The organism is Spirosoma harenae (assembly GCF_054776975.1).
In genome coordinates, this window is the sequence record NZ_BAAHBD010000027.1 from 241,369 (window position 1) to 256,361 (window position 14,993).

The 14,993-nt window shown below is 46.7% G+C and carries 12 protein-coding genes; 1 reads left to right on the plus strand and 11 read right to left on the minus strand.

The genetic code is table 11. The annotated features are described in order from the left end of the window. The first annotated feature begins 74 nt into the window (after positions 1–74). Positions 75–1,109, plus strand: a complete 1,035-nt coding sequence (locus ACYVE4_RS26095; protein WP_461043228.1) for a glycerophosphodiester phosphodiesterase — start codon at positions 75–77, stop codon at positions 1,107–1,109. Between the two features lie 12 nt (positions 1,110–1,121). On the opposite strand, the gene ACYVE4_RS26100 is transcribed toward ACYVE4_RS26095, so the two are convergent. From ACYVE4_RS26100 to ACYVE4_RS26150, 11 genes are all read right to left on the minus strand, one after another. Further along, positions 1,122–2,747, minus strand: a complete 1,626-nt coding sequence (locus tag ACYVE4_RS26100) for a hypothetical protein (RefSeq protein ID WP_461043229.1) — start codon at positions 2,745–2,747, stop codon at positions 1,122–1,124. 10 nt (positions 2,748–2,757) lie between these two features. Further along, positions 2,758–4,992, minus strand: a complete 2,235-nt coding sequence (locus ACYVE4_RS26105; protein WP_461043230.1) for a hypothetical protein — start codon at positions 4,990–4,992, stop codon at positions 2,758–2,760. Further along, positions 4,989–6,182, minus strand: coding sequence for a BatA domain-containing protein (locus ACYVE4_RS26110; protein WP_461043231.1), 1,194 nt, complete (start codon positions 6,180–6,182; stop codon positions 4,989–4,991). Before ACYVE4_RS26110 ends, ACYVE4_RS26105 begins: the two co-directional genes overlap by 4 nt. Before the next feature lie 126 nt (positions 6,183–6,308). Continuing rightward, a complete protein-coding gene (locus tag ACYVE4_RS26115; protein ID WP_461043232.1) occupies positions 6,309–7,160 on the minus strand; it encodes a DUF58 domain-containing protein in 852 nt (283 codons plus the stop codon). A 97-nt stretch (positions 7,161–7,257) separates the two neighbouring features. After that, positions 7,258–8,247, minus strand: a complete 990-nt coding sequence (locus ACYVE4_RS26120) for an AAA family ATPase (RefSeq protein WP_461043233.1) — start codon at positions 8,245–8,247, stop codon at positions 7,258–7,260. 53 nt (positions 8,248–8,300) lie between these two features. Continuing rightward, a complete protein-coding gene (locus ACYVE4_RS26125) occupies positions 8,301–8,918 on the minus strand; it encodes a DUF4159 domain-containing protein (protein WP_461043234.1) in 618 nt (205 codons plus the stop codon). A 180-nt stretch (positions 8,919–9,098) separates the two neighbouring features. After that, a complete protein-coding gene (locus ACYVE4_RS26130; RefSeq protein ID WP_461043235.1) occupies positions 9,099–9,605 on the minus strand; it encodes a GNAT family N-acetyltransferase in 507 nt (168 codons plus the stop codon). Positions 9,606–9,608: 3 nt separating this feature from the next. Further along, a complete protein-coding gene (locus tag ACYVE4_RS26135; protein ID WP_461043236.1) occupies positions 9,609–10,124 on the minus strand; it encodes a GNAT family N-acetyltransferase in 516 nt (171 codons plus the stop codon). Positions 10,125–10,202: 78 nt separating this feature from the next. Next, positions 10,203–11,540 carry a TldD/PmbA family protein gene (locus ACYVE4_RS26140; RefSeq protein ID WP_461043238.1) on the minus strand — a complete coding sequence of 446 codons (1,338 nt, stop codon included), beginning with the start codon at positions 11,538–11,540 and terminating at the stop codon, positions 10,203–10,205. After that, entirely contained in the window at positions 11,541–13,181 is a 1,641-nt protein-coding gene (locus ACYVE4_RS26145) for a TldD/PmbA family protein (protein WP_461043239.1), read from the minus strand. A gap of 410 nt (positions 13,182–13,591) precedes the next feature. After that, positions 13,592–14,956, minus strand: a complete 1,365-nt coding sequence (locus tag ACYVE4_RS26150; protein WP_461043240.1) for a TldD/PmbA family protein — start codon at positions 14,954–14,956, stop codon at positions 13,592–13,594. Positions 14,957–14,993: the final 37 nt, after the last annotated feature.

Genomic DNA, 14,993 nt, shown 5'->3' on the forward strand with positions numbered 1-14,993 from the left:
TATCAGAAACAATAGATCAAGTAACTCCCCTGGCGAATCCACTTTCTTATCAGAATCAACGTTCGTATTTATCCATGAAACGCAACTTTATCGTTTTTGTCTGTTCAGTACTGGTTGCCTGTTTAGAAACGCAATCGGTTATGTCGCAATCTATATTGTCGCTTACGAATTATACCTATACACCTACCCAGTTGACCGTTGGCAAAGTACAAACTAAATCGCCTGTTAAACGATATACTGTACAGGGACCTAATGCCAAAATGTTCTCACTGGATAAGTCAAATCAACTTATAATCAGTGCCGCAGCCGCTAACTCCGACTTGCCCTGGTTCGATGTTGTCATTACGGGTACAGTCGGTAATGGGGCGGTTCGGGATACGTTTCGGGTCGTAAAAGATACGTTTATTCGGAATCAGGTCATTGCCCACCGGGGAGCCTGGAAACAGTCGGGGACAACGGAAAATTCGCTAACGTCTCTTCAGAACGCTGTCAAATTGGGATGCATGGGAAGCGAGTTCGATGTTCACATGTCATCCGATTCTGTTTTGGTTGTAAATCACGATCCAGCTATTCAGGGACTAGCGATCGAAAAAACATCGGCACCCGAACTCGCCAAATTAAAATTAAGCAATGGCGAATCGATGCCTACGCTGGAGGCTTATCTTAAGGAAGGTATGAAACAGACGCGCACTCGCCTGATACTGGAGATAAAAACCTCTACCGTTGGGAAAGAACGTTCACTGGCCCTGACGGAGCGAGTGGTGAAGATGGTTCACGACCTGAAAGCACAAGCCTGGGTTGATTACATTGCCTTCGATTACGATGTGTGTAAAAAGGCAAAAGAGTTAAGCCCCGAAGCGAAAGTCTCCTATCTCACCGGCAATAAAACGCCAGAACAATTGGCTGCCGATCATTTAGATGGCTTTGATTATCATCAGACTGTCGTTCGTAAAAACGAAGCCTGGATTCAGGAAGCCAAAAAACTGAAGCTGACAAGTAACGTCTGGACTGTTAATGACAAAGCCGAGCTAGATTGGTTGTTATCGCAGAAGGTTGATTACATCACAACCAACGAACCCGAATTGTTGCTCACAATGCTTCCGAAGTGATTGGGGGAGCAATTACACTTTTGGTTCCACCCATAAAGCGGTAAAACAGGCAACCAACAAAACTAGCCAGGCCCAGTCAGGCAATTGGGCGGTAGTTGCTTTTTCAATCGTTCCGGCCGCTGATTCAGCCAGCGAATGAGCAAGCATAAACTGACTAACAAGCACTCTACTGGCCGTAGGGTCATCAGCTTTAATGGGCGAAACGTACATGGCTAACGAATCCTGCACTGTTTGCCACCCTGATTTACTGAACGTCGACTGTCCAGTAGCCGAACGCTCGTTGATCGGTGAATAGGTTAGCCGAAGCGTATCCTGACCAATTTTCAAGGTTGCTAATCGCTTAGACGGATTGTTGATCGTAATCGCTTGCTGAATGCCACTATAAACGGGAGCGTCAACCTGAACTGTATTTAGATTGGAGGACGATAAACGCGCTAAAACTGATGTCCAAAGACGATTATAGGTCAAGCTATCACCACTTAACGACAGCGGATACGTTTCGCTCAGCAAACTGACACCTACGCGCCCAATAGTTCGCTGAACGGCCACCGGATAGTTTGGAACAGTGAACTGGGTAACAGTTTCAGCGAAACGATACGGCAGCGAATTCAGTCCATTACTCACTGGAATCAAGGGCTCGTTCGAAACTTTACGGACTTGCCAGCGACTTCCTAAGGCTAGGTTAATAGTCCGCAGATCGGCTTCCGGATTTGTCAGATTGATAAATAAAACGGCTTTCCCGTCAGCTACGGCTTTCTTGATCGCGGTATTAGCCGCATTAGCCGGTTCAGTCACAATCAAATCAGGCACTGCTTTTCCTCCTTTGTTGATGCTGACGCTGCTACCGATATTTTTTGATAATGTAGCGGAGAGATTTACTGTATGCCCCTGTTTCCCAAACCAGTCAGCTAGGGTTTTGCTTTCAAAATCAGGGCTGTTCAATAGGAATTGAACCGTAATAGGGTCGCTTGGGCGGGCAAAAAAGTGAAGAGTATCGAGTAATTTGTTGCCAAGTATTAACTCGACCTGACTACGTCCCCGTGCAAATGCAGGAAATTGGAGTGCAAACTCGTTATGGCCTTCATGGACCGATATACTATCCAAGGTTCGTCCACCAAACCGTAGCCGAAGCGATTGTTCTTTACTGGACTGAACAAGTCCCCTCACTCGCTGCATCTCCCCCTGTCGCACAATTCCATCCCAGTGAATCACGTGCAGTTGATCTGCTTGATTGTATGGAATCCATTGAATGTGGCTATTACTCAACTTTGCCAAAAGTTCTGTCGGAAAACGCTGGCCAAGTAAGGTTATCGAATCATACTTCGCGTTGACGTTCCGAGCCGTAAAATTCTCCTGAATGTGCAAACTGTCTTTCACCTGCCGAACAGTGGCTGAAGGAACATCATCGTCAACCAGAAGAGCGTGCTTCGATGGCTTTTCGACTGTCCATTGAATCCGAAGAAAATACCCTACCACCAAAAGCCAAAGCAATCCATTTAAGCCTCCCCGTACCCATTTTCGGATCGGCGATAGAGACTGGTTTCGGATAATGACCCAGATCTGAACCAGCAATAAAGCGACTAGGGCTACCGCAATTAACCAGCTAATCGGACTCGTCCAGTTAACGTTTGTATGCATGGGTGATTCTTTACTTCAGATGTTGCCAGAAAGCTTGTTGCAGTTTACGGTCGCTTACATAAGCCGAACCCGTTCGTTCGGATGCGCCCACAAGTGTGTGCAAACGGGTTTTAAGTGCTGACTTTTCCGCTAACGAAATCGGTTTTCCCGTAATCAATTTCTGTAACGTCGCCAGCACCGACCAGTTCGCCAATCCACTACTCACCACCCGGTCGGTCAGCATGTTGCCAAGTTGCTGAGTTGTTTGTTGCTGCTGACTAGTCAATTTGGGAAGGTCCAGGTAGCCAATCACGGCAGCAACTAACGATTCGAGACGTTGTTGACTATACGTTCGCTCCAGTTTGAAACCTTCTGTGACATTCTTAAACTCGCCTGTAAGCCGGGTTTCTTTCTCTTTCGTTTGTGGGGGATCGAAACCAGTTTTCTTGACGTATGACCGCGCTTTTTGCTGTGATAATTTCAGGTATTTAAGTGCTTCCTGCTCAAAAGGGAGGGCTTTTTCGGGTTCATAGAGCCGCAAATGCAATTCCGACTGCCACATGTTTTCCAGCGCCATTTTTAGCAACGATCGAGTCGATTGCTCATGGAACGTATTTGTTTCGGCATCGTCGTGATTGTGAACATATTGTTCCATCAGGGCAGCTAATGGGTCTTTGTCGTCACTGTTTCCTCCGCCACCGTGATTATGGCCGTCGTCGGCACTGTGGGTTGGTGGTGGGGGAGTTGGCGTGCTATGATCGCCTTCGCCCTCGTCATGTTTGTGCATGTAGGCCTGAATAGCCGCCATTCCCGATACGACAGCCCCATCGCCATTGGTTGGTAATGGACTACCACCTCCAATTGCTTTTTCAAATTCTTCGCCCAAAAACTGCCCATACCGTAATCTTAAGGCTTTTTGGTCGAAGCCGATTTCGTTCGATTGACTTTTAAAGGCCTGAGCAGCTAGTTTTTTCTTACCGGCAATCAGCTTTTCCGTATCGATAATAATCTGCCGCTGACTTCGGAAATACTCTGGCATGATGTTCACCGCCATCGTTGCCAGTTCACTCTCTTCAGCCTTTGTCGTATCTTTATAAACTACAAAATAGGTGTCTGATTTTGTAAAATTAGGCTCGGGTTGGCGATTATCGAAGGCGGCCCAATAGTAATAGAGTTCGTCGCCGGGCGCAAAACTCAGCGCATTAAGGTCAATGCTTTTGGTCAGTTTAGCTTCTTTGAAATTGCCCGGTGAAAGGGGCAGTTTCATTTCCCGAAACTTTACATTTTCCCCCGATCCACGCGCAACCGTTGCAACGATATAGGCTTGAGTAATCCTGAAATCGTCGGAGAAATGCGCGCTAATATGTAGCGTTTTTGGATCTTTGAGGTAATGATACTTATATAGCTCTTTTGAATCCGGTTCGATCTTCGGCGCTAAATCCGGGCGAGCTTCCAATCGGTAGAAATCAGACTGATAGACAATCGAATCGCGTCCGGCTTCTGTACGCCAATAAGCTTTAATCGCATAGAGCCCCGAATTAATTAGTCGATCCTGATAGGAGAAGTATCCTCCTGATTTCTTGAACGCTAACTCCTGTCCGCGACTACCGACCAACCGTACTGATAACCGATCCTGATCACTAAACGCAACTTGCCAGGTAAGCGTAGATCCGACTACCGACGATGCATTTAAATTACGGGAATTGATTTCGGGCAGTTGCGTGTATGCCGGTGGTTGAATGCGCAATGATGCCGATTCAAACGTAGGTGGGGTATCTGCTTTTTTCTCTGGGAGAATGGAGGCTAGAAAGCTTTTCTTTTTCGGGTCACCGGTTGACGTACTTTGCAATTTTGGATAGCCCCAATAAATGACTAGGGCCAGCAAGCAAACCAAGCCATAAATTCCTGCTTTCGACAGGATAACCATCGGTATCTGAACCTGCTGTATCTGACTGTTTAGCCGATCGAGCTGAAGCTGCTCGGCCAGATTAAGTTCGGGTTTGGTCAGTAGAGGTAGACTGTATTCCGTGTCGCCGACGGTTTGGTGGATGAGTCGGATAGCCTGTGGTTTTTTGTCCTGATAAAGCTTGTTGATAAAAGCACCAACTCCAAATCCAGCCAACCCTAACAGAGCTGACCACATTGCTGAGCCCATAAACGTAGCCGTCAGCAAATAAGCCGTTGCCGCAAGCAGTATACAGCGCAGTAGCGCGTTGGCATACAGCTGGTACGTGACCGACGAAATAAGGCGTTTTAGTTCGTTCATGCGTTTTTGGTTAAAGCCATCCAGCGTTCGATTACTAATAGAACGATAAACAACAGAAAAAGTCCATTTTGCAGACTGGCCTGCTGCTCGGTTTTTGGTTTCGTGACGGGGACGAATAGTGCGTTCAAATCCTGGCGACTGAGTGGTTGTATCGACCGATCCAGACCATAATGTGTCAGTAATTGCTCGCCCAACCACTCTGGCAATTCTCCGTTTGCCACTCGCGTAGACGTTTGAGGAGTTAGCGATTCATCCGTACCAATGACGTTTGCATAAGCAGGACGTTGCAATGCCCCCGAAACGACGTATAAGGTTTGAGATAATGGAGTCTGGGGCAGCTGATCCGTCAATACCCAGTCATAGGTTTGGGAAGGGATGGATTTCTCATCGATCTGAAGATCAAGTCCATAAACATCGGTCAACGCGGCTACCGACGCTTTCACCGTTTGCTGCTCCCGTGGATTTTTATACGAAATCAGCGCTCGAATGGGACCTGAATGCACCGGTGTTGTGCCAAATTTCAGACCTGGATCTAGAGTCGGAGCACTGACTAATCGACCGAGTCGGTTAATAAATAATTTTCGTCCACCTTTTACATCTAGATAAGCACTTGATTGTCGGATTGAATCAATAGTGACGTGTAATTGAAATAGAGCTGGAACCGTGATAGCCGGAACATCTGCCAGATTCTGGTTATTGCTGATATACAGATGCAATTCAGTGTTTGGTGCATCTGCCTGATTCACTGCTGTTTGTAGCGATAAAGGTCCTAATACAGCTAATCTTTCTGGTAATTTCAGGTCGGTGGTTGCGGGGTCTAATGTCCCATTTGCCCAAACTACCCGATCCCCTTTTTTGAGCGCTTCCGTCAATTCGAAGCGGAAATTATCGACAATGGTTGAGCTTGGTTGTACGAGATGCGTCCGTTGAATAGTTGGTGTTTGGGATGCCCATTGCAGAAGCGGTTGGGCTAATAAAATGGCTAAAACAACGAGCAACAAACAACGAACAATTAGCAACCAAAGTTTATCAAGCCGAATCCCACGGCTTTGCTGTTGCTCTTTTTCGAGAAGCCATTGTGTAGCGGCCCAAGGCAACGGTTTTCCCTGCTTCTGGTGCCAGAAGTGAATCGCGACCGGAATCGCAACGGCCAGTGCTCCCCACAAGAAATATGGCTCAATGAACTGCATTAGTTAATTCTTTGACATTACTAATTTTTTGTCATGCTGACGAAGGAAGCATCTTGGCTTATCCTTGTTTGTGCATTACGGAAGTTTAAGATGTTTCCTTCGTCAGCAAACAAAGATTAATATCCATTAGCTCAAGAAAAACTGTTTTAACACGAGTGCGATCGGTTCGCTCAATAGGACTCGGATCAGTCGGACGTGAGGAATCCGTAAATTGGTTTCCAGCTCGCTTAGGTACGTCGATGCCCGTTGGCGCACAATATCCTGAATCGCATCCGCTTGCAATTCAAGCTCTTTACCGGTTTCTAAGTCTTGAAATCGGTAGAATCCACTCATCGAGAATTGCATCTCCTGATCGCCCAGCAATTGAAAAATGACAATCTCCCGCCGAGGTCCCGCTACTCGTTGAATCAAGTTCACCCACTCGTCATCGACCTGAAGAAAATCAGAAACTATAATGAGTATCTCGCTTTGCTTGCGGCTAAATTCCGGAAACGACGTAGCATTACTAGACCAAGGCCCCGATGCTTTGGCCGCTTCGAGCGTAGCGACAATCTTTAAAAAAGCTTGTTTACCCGCTGGAACCAGCGTTTGAACAGCCCCATCATGCAAACTATACAAGCTTATCTGATCACTCTGCCGATTGGCCAGATAAGCCATGGACGCCAGGAGAATTTTCGCATACTGTAATCGGCTAACTCCCGCTTCCGAATAATTCATTGAGCCAGATAAATCGATCACAAACCGAATCTGCTGATTGCTTTCCGTAGCCGATTCACGTACTAAATATTGGTTCGACTTGGCGAATAATTTCCAGTCAATCCGCTTCGGATCGTCGCCCGGCGTATAATGCCGAAACTGCTCAAACTCAGTTCCAATTCCCGACCGTTGACTCGCCTGAATACCCAATAACGACTCATCGCTGACTAGTTTTCCAGCCAGTTGTAAATTATTTAGTTTGATGAGATCGGTGGTGAGCATAATTAATAATTTCAGCCGGGCCGCCGGAGCGGTTCCAGGTTTACTATGTCAAGTTTACGGACGCGTCATGTTGTGATGCAGTAGCCAACCTGACATGTTAAGCAAGACGCAGTTCCGTGAGCAATTGCTTGATTACTCGGTCGGTAGTGATGCCTTCGGCTTCGGCACGGAAGTTCAGCGCGATTCGGTGGCGAAGGATCGGATAGGCCAGAGTCTGAATGTCTTCAGGAATAACCGAGAAACGTTCGTTGAGTACCGCTCTGGCCTTGGCGCACAAGACCAACGCTTGACCAGCCCGAGGACCCGCTCCCCATTGGCTCCACTGTTTCACAAAAGCTGATGGAGAACCATCAGGTCGAGTAGCCCGTACGAGTTTATTAATATAATCGATCAACTCATCGCTGATGTGTACCTGGCGAGTCAGGGATTGTAACTCAGTGATTTCCTGATCGGATAATACTGTTTGTAAAACCGGACGGCTTGTGCCAGTCGTGCTTTTTAACACGTTTAATTCTTCATTCTCTGCGGGATAGCTTAATTTAATATAAAGCAGAAATCGGTCTAATTGTGCTTCGGGTAGGGGATAGGTACCGGCTTGTTCAATCGGATTTTGGGTGGCAATAATCAGGAACGGTTTGGGCAGTGGATAATCTTTACCACCGTACGTAACCTTATATTCCTGCATGGCTTCCAGCATGGCCGCCTGAGTTTTGGGCGGAGTCCGGTTGATTTCATCGGCCAGCACCACGTTTGCGAAGATTGGTCCCTGATTGAAGACGAAAACTTTACGGCCAGTTTCATGGTCGTCTTCCAGAATTTCTGTACCGACGATATCGCCGGGCATCAGGTCGGGCGTAAACTGGATACGCTTGAATTTCATCGCCAGTGCATCCGACATGGTCTTAACCATCAGCGTTTTAGCTAAACCAGGTACGCCTTCAAGCAAGCAATGCCCACCCGCTAACAGCGCAATAAGTACTTCGCTGATCGCTTCCTGTTGACCGATGATTACTTTACCAATTTCGTTTCGTAGCTGGGGCAGCTTCGCCACCAGTTTTTTGTAGCGGGTTAAGTCTGTTGATTCCAAAATACTTTCAGTCAGGTTGTATAATGAAGATGTATGATTACATCATATATAATTCACGCTGTTAATGCGTACGTTACTATGTTGACACCAAATTTGGTATTGTCTTCGGCCAGGAAGCGTTTGTTCCGAAAATCGTAATCCCATTCGCAGCCGTAGTCTTTGTTGCTATAAAGCACACCAATTCGTCCGTTGACGGTGATGGCTTTCAGGTAATCATGAACCAGGTCATCTCCCCAGCCATTCAACTCGAAAGACGTGGTTGGGGGGCCTTCGTCAAATTTGAAGAAACAGGTATAAATTGGATGCGTATTCGGAATTTTCTGCAGGGTTTTCGCGCCAAATGTTCGGGCCATTTCCTGTTCGAACGATTTCGCAAATAGCCCGTCGATATCGTGATTGCAGTCGTCAACAAACACAAAGCCACCGTTTTGAACGTAGCGTTTGAAATGATCACGCTCCTGGGTTGAGAATTCAACCAGCTTGTGACCACTGAGGTAGCAAAACGGACTTTTAAATAAATCCGGACTACTCAATTGAACGACCTTCTCCTTCTGGTCGACCGGCAACGTCGTATACTCAACCAGAGAGTGCATCAGATTCGATGGCATTCGCTGGTCAGTATCCCAATCGCCGGAGGTGTATTGGAGTCGGGTGAAAAAAAACGGTTTCAAACTGGTTTGTTGAGAAGTCAAAAAATCAATAGGGTAATCGATTCTGTTAAAAAATTAGCTCGATATTACTATTGACGGTTAATATTATATTCATTTTAGAATTTTGTCGTTTGGCTCGTAAAACCAACGGAAAATTGGCGTTTTACCCTTAAAAATACATTTTCTATGGCTAATTCGCTACTAAGACAATGGTTTTTCCATAACAAAATCTTCCATCAGAAAACCGTCGCCGATGTCAATATCTTCGTGGCTAACAACTGAAAAGCCCATGCGTTCATAAAATTGAATCGCTTTGTTAAACCGATTTACATTCAACCCAAGTCGGTCATTGTTGTGTGTTTTGGCGATTTCAGCAATATGATCAATTAGTAATCGACCAACGCCTTTCCCCTGGCTGGCGGGTAACAGGTAAATTTTATGAATCTTGGTGATGGGGAGGCCTTGGTAATTCAACTCATAGGAACTATAGCCAAGAAACTCCTGAGTAGACTCATCTCTGGCAAGTAGGAAAACATGATGTTTGTCAGCGATCTGTGTCTTGAGCGAATCCAGGCTGTACATCATTTTCAGCATATAACTGATCTGATCGGGCGACAGGATTTCTCCAAATGTAGTAGGCCAGGTGCGATGCGCAATATCCTGAATAATCGGTAAGTCAGTTTCAGTCGCTTCTGTAATGGTAATCATTTGTTAGTTTGTAAAATCAAAACTGGGCTTGGTCCAGGCCATCAATAGACTGTCTTCAAAAGATCCATCTATATTCCGGGTTTTATTTTTCATTCGGCCTTCTTCTACAAATTCGATACTACGATACAACCCAATCGATTTCTGGTTCGATGCTCTTGACTCTAATTCGATCCGAATGACTTCGGGAAAGGTTTGCTGAATTTCTTCGAGGAATGCCTGGAATAGTTTTTTGCCAATTCCTTTGCCCTGATAATCAGGATGAACTGCAATGGTAAGTCCAGTTAGGATATGGTCGAAAATGCGGAGCCCATATTTCGAAGCGTGAATTTCGGCAATGACTTGATTCGCTTCGTTGGTTCCAACCAGCATAATATCTACAGTCCTAAACAGCGTGTCGAAATAGCTTTCAGTAAGTTCAGCTTCTGTCCGGGCGATTCCCTGACTAATTCGGGCAACTGACCGATGCAAGTCCATAATTGCATTTTTATCGTTCGGCCTTGCTTTTCGAATACTGACCATTTTAGTAGTTAGCTACTGATTATCAATAAATAAGTCGGCCATTTTACCTCGAAAATGGCCGACTTATGATAATTAAAACTAAACGGCGTCGGAGAGACTTGTGAATGTAAACTCCCGAATCTTCATCGGAGGAATCAGATAGTTCTGGTCGGTTTCGGTGCTGACAACGCGTTCTGGTTTGCCTAGCGATTCCAGATTGTTCAACATGATAATCGGACTCTCGTTGAACCGGAAGTTTTTAATCGGGTGCTTGATTTTTCCGTTCTCGATGTAGAAAGTACCATCGCGAGTAAGGCCGGTAAGCAAGATCGTTTGCGGATCGACGGTTCGGATATACCAGAGCTTCGTGACCAGAATACCACGCTGTGTGGTTTTGATCATGTCTTCCAGCGACGAATTACCACCCATCATGATTAGGTTTCCCGGAAAAGGAGTTGCTTTTTTGCCCGTTTTCTGCGCCCAGAATCGTGAATAAGCCAGGTTTTTAGCGACCCCCTTTTCAATCCACATCGTTTTTTCCTGTGGCCGCCCATCTCCCGACCAGGGCGAAGCGGGGAGTTCTGGATTCGTTGGGTCGGAGTAAATGGTTATTCGTTCATCCACGATTTTATCGCCCAGCCGCGATTTACCACCTGCTTTGCTGAAGTATGACCGACCTTCGTCTGCTGACCGAGCATCCAGATTGAAATAGATGTTTTCGAGCAATACGGCTGCTGCGGTTGGTTCCAGAATAACCGTATATTTACCTGGCTCGATAGCGCGTGCTTCCGCTGAACCTTTTCCTTTTTGAATCGCGATTCGGGTAGCGGCTTCGGTGTCTAACTTCGTGAAATCGCTATATCCACGAGCGACATAGCCTGAGCCTTTACCATCTTCCGTGCGGACTGTCAGCGAAAAATTGACATTTGTGCTGGGATAGTAGGCAAATAACCCCTTCGAATTCATCATGGCCGTGTAGCCGTATTGATCCTGTAAGAAACCAGCTGCTACCAGATTCTGATCACGGGATAATTTCAGGCTTTTCGCAACGGCATCAGCTCGGGTGCTAGGGGTAATTTTAGCCGTCGAATCAAAGAAACCACTCGATTTTACGTATTGCTGTGGCCCTAATACACCCACATACTCAGGATTTTCAGGTGCCAAACGCGCTAATTCTTCAGAACGCCGAACGACTTTTTCAATCGACGCATCGTCAAACTCGTCGATGGTAGCCACACCAACCTTTTTGCCAAAGGCTGATTGTACTGCTAAATTCTTATTAATCAGGGAGCCGCTGGTCGATACTTCGTTGCGAGCGTAACGCAGATTGCCCCGTTCTTCGCCCAGCAGATTGACTTCGCATTCGTCAGCTTTCGAATAGCTCAATACCTTTTGCAGGAGAGCCTTGGCTTCGGATTCAGTTAGGATGATAGCCATTTATATTTTTCTTGCTGTATTGATCACATTAACACCATTGAAACGAGCGGTTGAGCTACCGTGTGATACGGCGCTTGATTGTGGCGGTTGCCCTTTGCCATCGAAGAATGAGCCACCGAGCCGGTAGTCTTTTTCATCGCAGACAGCTACACAGGAGTTCCAGAATTCTTGCGTATTCGACTGATAGGCAACGTCTTTCAACATTCCGGCAATTTGTCCGTCTTTGATTTCGTAGTACAGCTGACCACCAAACTGGAAATTGTAGCGTTGCTGATCGATCGAGAATGAGCCGTCGCCGATGATGTAAATGCCTTTTTTGACATCTTTGATCATGTCCTGAACCGACAAAGGCGTTTGACCAGCCGCCAGCGATACATTGGCCATGCGCTGGAACTGAACCGAACTCCAGCTATCGGCATAGCAGCACCCTTGCGATTCGTTCTCGCCAATGATATGTACCTGATCGCGGATGGCTTGATAGTTCACCAAAACCCCATCTTTCACCAAATCCCATTTTTTTGTCTGTACACCCTCATCGTCATAGCCAACGGCACCCAACGACCCAACCTGCGTTTTATCGGCGAAGAGGTTTACTTGTTTGCTGCCGTAATTGAACGTTTTTGTCTTCCATTTATCCAGCGTAGCGAAACTGGTACCAGCAAAATTGGCTTCATAGCCTAACACACGGTCGAGTTCGAGCGGGTGACCAACGGATTCGTGGATGGTTAGCCAAAGGTGCGATGGATCGAGCACGAGGTCGTATTTTCCGGCTTCGACAGATTTGGCTCCGTGTTTGGCTTTGGCTTGCTGGGCGGCAGCCGTCACGTCTTCGAGCATATCGTAACCCTTATTATAGCGGGTGGTGATGCCAGTAACTTTATCAGCCGGATTTGCTTGCAGGTATTCATAACCCATGCCAACGGGGGCGCTCAGGGCGTTTCGGGTTTCAAATTTGCCCGTTTTCGCGTCGATAGACGTAACCGTAAAAATTGGCCATATGCGATGAATATCCTGATCGGCGTATGTGCCGTCGGTCGAAGCAAAGTACTTTTGCTCGTTCACCATGAACAGTACCGAGTTGACGAAATTAGCGCCATTTTTCAGAGCTGCTCCGTTGACCGACATTAGCAGATCGACTTTTTCTTTGATCGGTACCTCGAACGCATTTTTCTGAATCGGTGCTTTCCAGCTTACTTCGCCGTAGCCTTTTTGAGGTGCCAACTGGACAGGTTGCTTCATCAGTTTGGCGTTCGCTTTGGCAATCGCAACGGCTTTCTCAGCAGCCTGAGCCATATCGGCTTCGTTTTTAGCGTCGACTACGGCCGCAAATCCCCAGCATCCATCCGCAATTACCCGAACGCCAACGCCATAGGACTCGGTGTTGACAATGTTCTGCACTTTGTCTTCGCGGGTAACCACAAACTGATTCAGGTAGCGCCCAATGCGTACGTCGGTGTAAGATGCGCCTTTGCTTTTAGCTGCGTTCATGGCAGCATCGGCCAGCCGTTTCTTTACCGACACATCGAGGCCCGGTTCCAGCAGCGCTTCGGGACTGACAGGCCGGGAATAGGCGGGGAGGTTAGGCAGCAGGATACCAGCAGTTCCCATGCCTAAGAGTTGGTTGAAATCTCGACGATTCAAGGTTTGGTTCTCCTATTTTATTGAATTAAATGAAGCGTAACAAAAAGCAATATATGGACTGAGGCTTATAATATGGAATTTAACCTCAGGAATTAATTGCATTGCCAACGATTATAGACCAATCACGAATAAAAGCCAAATGGGTATAAATTGCTCGTGTTAAATTTTGAGCGGTAAAAGAAGCATGTGAACGGCGACTGTTTTCAGCTATATCCCATTTTGTCCTGCTGACGAAGGAAGCATCTTAAAATTCCCTTGTTCGGGCATTAGGATGCCTAAAGATGCTTCCTTCGTCAGCAGGACAAAAGTATTGTTTACTAGCAAACGAATAAATAGTCTCAATAATAAAGGAGCTGCACAGATAGTACAGCTCCTATGAAATCAGTTTCTTAACTAGCTAACTAGCTTTTTTAAATCGCGTCCGATAAACTGGTAAACGTAAAGTCGCGGGCTTTTACGGGTGGAATCAGGTTACCATTGATCCGCATCGGCGCTCCCAGCGATTCAACGTTATTAAGAACAATGACTGCACTTTCATTGAATCGGAAATTTTTAATCGGGAATTTGATCTGCCCATTTTCGATGTAAAACGTCCCATCGCGGGTTAAGCCTGTCTGTAACAGCGTTTTCGGATCGACCATCCGAACGTACCAAAGACGTGTTACCAGAATACCCTTGTCTGTACTTTTGATCATGTCGGCTAGGGATTGATTCCCACCTTCCATAATGTATCCAGTGGGAGGGGGCGTTGCTTTCAGTCCTTTCTGAGCCGCCCAGAAACGGGAACAACTCATATTTTTGACAATCCCTTTCTCGAACCAGGTGATTTTCTCTTGAGGACGTCCATCGCCGGTGACACCTCCGCCCAGAAAAGAACCAGTACGTCTACCACCGTCGGTGGAGAAGGGGTCGCTTGGGGCCTCGGGGTTCATGGGGTCCGAGTAGATAGTGATTCGCTCGTCGATGAGTTTTTCGCCTAGACGGGTTCCGCCCCCTTTTTTGCTTAGAAAACTTCGACCTTCGTCGGCCAGGCGCGTATCCATGCCACCGATCATACTCTGTAACAACGTCGCTATGGCCGTAGGCTCCAGAATAACGGTGTACTTACCCGGTTCCAGCGTTCGGGCATTTGTTGAGGCCATGGCTTTTTGCAGGGCAATGCTTGTTACGGAACGTGATTTCAATTTCGAAATATCGTTGAAGTCACGGGTCACATAGCCTGATCCCGTCGCATCGGCAGTTCGGGCCGTAACAGAGAAATCGACGGACGTGGCTTTGTTGTAACCGAATAATCCTTTACTGTTGGCAATGGCGCTAAAACCGGTTGTATCCTGTAAATAACCAGATGCGGTCAGGTTTTTCTGCTCACAAACATCAATGCTATCAAACGCTATTTGTGCCCGTGTTTCAGAGTCCATTTTGGCCGTACTCTCTGAATACATTGGAGGCTCGAGGTAGTTTTGTGGCCCAATCATGGGCATGTATTCGGGGTTTTCTGGCGCCAGTCGGGCAATTTCTTCGGCCCGACGAACGGTCCGTTCAATAGCCTTATCGTTGAATTCATTAACGGTTGCTGAACCCATACGTTTGCCGATACCTGCCGTGATTACCAGCGACATGTTGTCGGCTTCGCCCCCGGTCGAGACGCTGTTGAGGGCATACCGGATATTGCTGGTCCGGCCCCCGCTCAAGCTGACGCTCATTTCATCCGCTTTGGAAAAAGATAATACTTTATCCAGAATTTTCTTTGCTTCTTCTTTTGATATGATGGCCATCTTTGTAATCGTTGATGTAGGAAGTATGGTGTATGAT

Excerpts from the sequence above, each read along its gene's own strand:
- ACYVE4_RS26130 (WP_461043235.1), bottom strand. The coding sequence starts at position 9,605 with ATGATTACCATTACAGAAGCGACTGAAACTGACTTACCGATTATTCAG.
- ACYVE4_RS26150 (WP_461043240.1), bottom strand. The coding sequence starts at position 14,956 with ATGGCCATCATATCAAAAGAAGAAGCAAAGAAAATTCTGGATAAAGTA.
- ACYVE4_RS26100 (WP_461043229.1), bottom strand. The coding sequence starts at position 2,747 with ATGCATACAAACGTTAACTGGACGAGTCCGATTAGCTGGTTAATTGCG.
- ACYVE4_RS26110 (WP_461043231.1), bottom strand. The coding sequence starts at position 6,182 with ATGCAGTTCATTGAGCCATATTTCTTGTGGGGAGCACTGGCCGTTGCG.
- ACYVE4_RS26095 (WP_461043228.1), top strand. The coding sequence starts at position 75 with ATGAAACGCAACTTTATCGTTTTTGTCTGTTCAGTACTGGTTGCCTGT.
- ACYVE4_RS26105 (WP_461043230.1), bottom strand. The coding sequence starts at position 4,992 with ATGAACGAACTAAAACGCCTTATTTCGTCGGTCACGTACCAGCTGTAT.
- ACYVE4_RS26115 (WP_461043232.1), bottom strand. The coding sequence starts at position 7,160 with ATGCTCACCACCGATCTCATCAAACTAAATAATTTACAACTGGCTGGA.
- ACYVE4_RS26135 (WP_461043236.1), bottom strand. The coding sequence starts at position 10,124 with ATGGTCAGTATTCGAAAAGCAAGGCCGAACGATAAAAATGCAATTATG.
- ACYVE4_RS26140 (WP_461043238.1), bottom strand. The coding sequence starts at position 11,540 with ATGGCTATCATCCTAACTGAATCCGAAGCCAAGGCTCTCCTGCAAAAG.